This window comes from Candidatus Methylobacter favarea (genome assembly GCF_902806695.1).
GTDB lineage: Bacteria > Pseudomonadota > Gammaproteobacteria > Methylococcales > Methylomonadaceae > Methylobacter_B > Methylobacter_B favarea.
Window position 1 is genome coordinate 1 of record NZ_CADCXN010000010.1, and the last position, 5,976, is coordinate 5,976.

General features: G+C 40.1%; 4 protein-coding genes. All 4 read right to left on the reverse strand.

Features of this window, described 5'->3' with window-relative positions:
- Positions 1-90 precede the first annotated feature (90 nt).
- Positions 91-1,290: a glycosyltransferase family 2 protein gene (locus HUX64_RS01585; RefSeq protein ID WP_174624498.1), complete on the reverse strand. Its 1,200-nt coding sequence runs from the start codon at positions 1,288-1,290 to the stop codon at positions 91-93.
- A 28-nt stretch (positions 1,291-1,318) separates the two neighbouring features.
- Complete coding sequence (locus HUX64_RS01590; RefSeq protein ID WP_174624499.1) at positions 1,319-2,296, reverse strand: glycosyltransferase; 978 nt, start codon at positions 2,294-2,296, stop codon at positions 1,319-1,321.
- A 1,751-nt stretch (positions 2,297-4,047) separates the two neighbouring features.
- Positions 4,048-4,932 (reverse strand): glycosyltransferase, encoded by an 885-nt coding sequence (locus HUX64_RS01595; protein WP_174624500.1) that lies wholly within the window; start codon positions 4,930-4,932, stop codon positions 4,048-4,050.
- A gap of 745 nt (positions 4,933-5,677) precedes the next feature.
- Positions 5,678-5,976, reverse strand: a 299-nt coding sequence (locus HUX64_RS19070) for an oligosaccharide flippase family protein (RefSeq protein ID WP_217426395.1), incomplete at its 5' end; no start/stop codon positions are given.

Sequence of the window (5,976 nt, forward strand, 5' to 3'; positions counted from 1 at the left end):
GTGGTCCGTCAATATCAGTGCTGCGCGTTTCGTCTTTCCCGCCATGATCACCTCCGTCATTAGGTGAATAAGTATCATGGCTATTTTAGACTAATCTGTAAATCTATTAATGGAACGATCTACTAGAAGTGTTTTGAGAAAATTACGCATATATTTAGGTATTAAAGAACGCAATATAGCCATAAATATAACATATGGTAGCAGTTGCTTTACCAGTAGGTAGGTTTCCACATTCTTACCGGCACGCATTAAACGCATACCAGAACTTACGATATTGGCTTTAATTAGTTTATGATTTTTTTTATTTAGCAAACCCTTACCCTCGATAAGAGACTTTTGAATAAAACGGCAGTCTTCCCGATCTAATTCATAAGGACGAAAGGCTGTTAACTCAAGCATCTTTACCGAGGCTGCGATGCGCAGGCGCACTAATTCCTTCTCTGTCAACTCCTTGCTAGCGAGTCGACAGATTTCTTCCAGACTCACTGCGTTCTGATAAGACATTATCCGTTCCTTATCAAAAGTAAGGTCCGTTTCACCATTTCTTCTTCTTAAGGAAGATATCCCTGCTAATTGGGACCACAAAGCCATCCGTCTGCCATTAATAATAGATTTGCTTGAAATACTATTGGGATTTAATCGGTAAGCCCCAAGAATTTCGTCTATATTGTGCATTTCCCCGATTTCATACAATCGCCAATACAGGTCAGAATCCTCTGATACTTCACATAAACGATATCCATTGACCGCATCAATATCAGCTTTGCGCATCATCAGGAGAGTTTGCATCAAGAAAGGCTCAAGACAAGGTATCCAAGTGGCATCTGCCTTAACTACGGCAGGCTGTTTTTGTTTCAGCCCAATTTGGTGATCATTCTCATCTATATGAATGTAAGCTGCAGATACAGCTATGCAACCCGGGTTTTCCTGTAGATAAGCAACTTGGGTAGCAAATCGATGAGGATAGGCAATATCATCAGCATCGAACCGTGCAATAAACTCCGCAGTACAGAGCGCCAGTCCCTTATTCAGAGAGTCAACAATTCCACTGTGCGGCTTGGGTATTACTTGCACACGCGAATCTTTCTGCGCAATCTCGTTCAGTATAACCAGTGTGTCATCAGTTGAACCATCATCAACGACTATTATCCTGATATCCTGAACCGTCTGGCGCTGTATTGATTCGATTGAACTGCGTACCGTTTTTGCCCCGTTATAAACAGAAATTAGTACGTCAATTAGTGCAACACTCATGGGTGTTTTGGATGATAGGGCATAGTGATATGCCATATTAAAAATCCGCTTATCAAACTTTTAATTATTCTGTTCTCCGATAGGATGCTGCGCCGGCAAAATATCCCACTTCTCTCAGCAGCACAAGCCGAGAGGTTTTATTAAAGAGCATGGCGAATAAAAATCTCAATGCTCGTTTGATGGTTAGTCGGTACAAGCGAATTCGATTAAAGTCATACTCTGGCGGCGCATTACCACTGGCAAGAAGAAAATTATCAGTGGGGTATTTATCACGTAAATAAGAAATGGTCTCGCCTGCTAAAAAAGAATAATAAAAAAGATACCTCAAGGTTTGACGTTTAGCAGGAATGATATGTGTAACTTTAGAATCAGGTACCCACCAGCCATTACCTCCATCTTTAAATATTCGATAAATAACATCTGTTTCTTCGCCTACGCGCTTATGGATTGGAGAAACTCCAAGCTCTGGATTATATTGATAGCGGCGTTGTTCTGACATTCGTACGGCAAAATTAGCGCCCCACGGCACTAACCAGCCTTTGAAAGTTAACGCAACGATATTATCACCAAAATCTCGATGTGCTAAAAGATTATTTAGCGGCCAATCATATTTGGCTTTCTCAAACCAGTTAGGAGTAGGTTTTTCCAGCCAAGGAATAACGCGGCCCCCAAATACCGCCGCTTCAGGGTGACGTCTAAAAGCTTTTGCATATGCGGAGAGCCATGCTGGGTCTATTAGAACATCGTCGTCTGTCCAGCATATGTAATCGCCTCTTGCTTCATCAACTCCACGGTTGCGAGCATTGGATAACCCCGGAGTCTCTTCCCTTACATACCTGATCGGCAAACGACCTTTATATTCTGCAACCACATCGAATGTATCATCAGAGCTGCCATTGTCAACAACAATGAATTCCCAAGCAAGGCCAGACGGAATTACAAGTTCACATGCAGAATCGAGTACATTGGACAGTTGGGATGCTCGATCGCGAGTACAGATAATTACTGTCACTTCGATTTTTTCTGAGGTATCAAATTCCATTCATAACTCCTTTTTTAACTATCTGTCTTGATAATGAGGTTAAATTTCCTATACAAATAACTCATTGTCTTCTAAAGATATAGGGTTTACAAAAGGATGAAAAATATTTTTCATTCGCGACTATCCAGTCTGGACTAAGATGATTGAAATTACAGCAAAGTAGGGACATTAATTTTTGCATCGCAAATAAAACAATTTTCCCTGACGCACAGGTTTTTGTATATCTCTATATCAATTAAGGCAACATTGTCGTAGTTTTTATCCGCCGTCAATTTTTGTACATATTCAGGTACTAACCCCAACAAATTTTCTGCTTGTCCAAGGACACTGTCTTACCCGCACGTTAGGGCAAACACCACGGATTGCCCAACCATTTGCCCTATATTTCCGGCAAGGTTTGCCATAGGACCCCATTTCGCAGCACCTATAATACCGAGGTCATGAAGACGCGAAGGGCTTGCTCTGACCCCACATATACATGCTGATGTGTCGCCAGAATGAAGAAATAAAGTGCCACTCCTCATTACTGAGTACTAATTGATGCGCCATTTCTCTTAAACTCATGGTAAATGTCAACATAACCCAGTACCGTTTATTGACGAATTTTGGCTGGGTTTGGGTAGTCAGGAAGACAGTATATGGTAACGTTAAAAAACACTTGAATAAGTGACGCTCAATTCGTAGGCTGTAAGGATTGGTGATTGGCCTTGGGCTTCGGCGCTGACTGTCCATGCCAATTCACCTCGGGCGCAAGTTCCGGCTTCCATGTCGGCATGCTGAAGAGGGAAAATACCACGACTAAAGTTCGCCTCGCCTCTAGTGGTCGAAATGAAGATAGACGCACGGCACAATCTCTCCTATAAACTCATTAAAATACACTGCGTTAACCTGAACTTACAATAGTTCGTTTAGTGGCAGATGTTATTGTCGCTTTGCAAACCAAACTACAACGCCCGAGAAAATAGTAGCTGTCCATTTAGACTCAAACCCAGAACAAAGATTCTAACTCAATGACCTTTTTGATCAGGTGATTGATTATCCTAAGCAGTCCTTTAATTAATTAAAAGCCATTAATATTGGTATACATATTTGCCAAATAGAATATGTGTTAATTATAAGCTCGCATGCGGTTATTGAAAGCACTGAAATGATTTCCCGGGTCTGAAATATATGGTCTATGAGGATGAAAATTGCTTAGGATACTGCTTTAGCCCTAAAGCTCATCCAGAAGCAAAGTAGGAAATTAAAAAAATTGATAAAAGTAATTTTTCCCCTTTAACCGGCTTATCCAATGCTTGTGCATTTTTAAAGGTTAAAAAACTAATGGAGCGGACCTTCAGCGAAGATGTGTTTTCAGCAGAAGATCAAGAATGGGCGGCTTATTATTTATGAAATCATGATGCTTATTTTTTTAGCGCTTGCTCATAGGATCTTAAATATCTAAACCCACATTCAAATGACCTGAAAAAATCAATGAGGAAATCTCTATGGCTTATTTTACCCATCTGCATTTGCACAGCCTAATATGTATTGTGAATAAGTTTATAAGATTCTTGCTTGCTCTCGCTTCCAACAGCACTGAGAGGGCAAAATTGCATTTTGCCATGGAGAATTTACTTCTTGCGCATTTTAGAAAACCTGCTAGAAAATCTTCTTTATTACTAAAAGTTAATTAAAATCATTAAATAAATTTAACACGCAATAAATTTAACATGTGATGATCATTAAACTTCATAGCTAATTGTCACTGACTAGTTAAGTATTAACTTCCTCTTCAAATTTTGAAAGTCTCTTTTAAGGAAATTTAAAATCATGACCTTTAATCCTTGCCACCAGAATCCGTGTCTTAAGAAAATACATAAGTCTTTAAAAGTTAAAGGGAAATTATAGTAATCTCCATATGCCTGAAGCAAAAATCGTTGGGCGCCGCGGTCTCTATTATCAGCATGAAGTGTAATCATGCGGTCACTAGCCTCTAAAATTCTCGCTTTTTGCGCACTTGAAATTCTGTCAGGACGTAGTGATATATCAAAGATATAAGAGTTTAAATCTAATAGTCGTGCAGCGCCGAATTTTTTCAATATCCTGAAAAAAAACTCTAAATCTTGCCAAGCAGGCATATTTTCATCGAATAGCCCGGTTTCAATAAAATGAGAACGGGGAGCAAAGATCTGGTTGCCAATATGATTACCTTCAAATAAATCGGTATATTCAACTCGACTCATCTTTTTACTTTCGCTTAACACCTCATTATTTTTATAAATGTTTTGGGTATAGATGCAGGAAGGGAAAGTACTGGAATGGGTTGTCAAAAGAGACCAATAGTCTACTAGGGCGCCAATATGGCTACTAATAAATTCGTCATCATCGTCCAAACCGGTTATAAACTCTCCGGTTGAGGCTTTTATAGCACGGTTGCGTGCGTAGCAGGCTCCTCTACTAATTTCATTGCGCAAAAATTTTACTCGTGCATCGATTCTGACAAGCTCGTTCAAATAATCAGCAGTTCCGTCTGTCGATCCATCATCGACGATGATCAGTTCGAGATTCGTATAGGTCTGACGAAGAACCGAATCGACAGCAGCTTTCATTGATTCAAGACGGTTTTTGGTCGGTAAATAAATTGAGACCAGCATTTAGCTATCCTTCATCTTTAAAATATAATAATTCAGCCTAAGCTATTTTTAGCTTGTTAAGATCGATTTTTGCTCCGAACAAGCCTTAGGTCTCACTATAAAACTTCTTCTTTTTAAATTTAGCGCCTATCTTAGAAGCTATTCTGATCACTTCTGTTTCATGACTCACAGGCCTTTTAGCCATACGCCAAAGTGTTAAGTGTGCTATTAAAATACAGACACTTGTGATTACGAATAGCGCTATCTTGAGCGCCACGGCTATCGATACTCCGCTACAATCAAGAATATGTTCTGCCAAGAAAATGCCTGCTCACATCAGCAATACATTAAGCAAAGCTCGAGTATTGCTAATTATCTGCTCGATTACATCTATATCAATAAACGACGAACTATAAATATATTCATGGTAATACTAACCGCAGTCGAAACAGCTCTTACATATAACGAGGTCCAGTAATCCTCCAAAAAATAATCCGCCAACAATAAGAGAAACGCGTATTAGAAAACTAATCATATCACGCTGAAATAATAGCTTAGTCTTACCCTTAGCCATTGCAAGCTGGGTGAGTTACTGTACTCAAGGTTAAGGATGCAATAGTAACTGCTATAATTTGAATTATATCACCTGTGGTAAGCCATTCTCTCCCATGCCAAGCAATACAAGAGGATAGGCAATGAGAGCACAACCAACCCAAGCAGGCAAAACAATGGCGCATATAAGTGACTGGGACGAGCGATAGGCAAGTTAGAGACGCTCATTATCGTTCGCTATCGGGGCGCCCCCTGGAAAAAGTGTTGCGTCAAGTGATCCAACAATTTCACGGATTGGCATACCAGCCAAATTGTCGGCAACAGTATAATAACCTAATGCTGGACTGCCAAGATAACTGCCAACCAGCAGATGATTGAGTTTCATGTTGGCATTGCTAAATAAATATAGACAATGTATAAGTTTTGGAACATTCAGGTGCCTTGGGAGGGCGTGATGGATTGTCCAAAATGCGGCAAGCAAGCGAACTGCAAAGACGGCCGAGCGAATGGCCG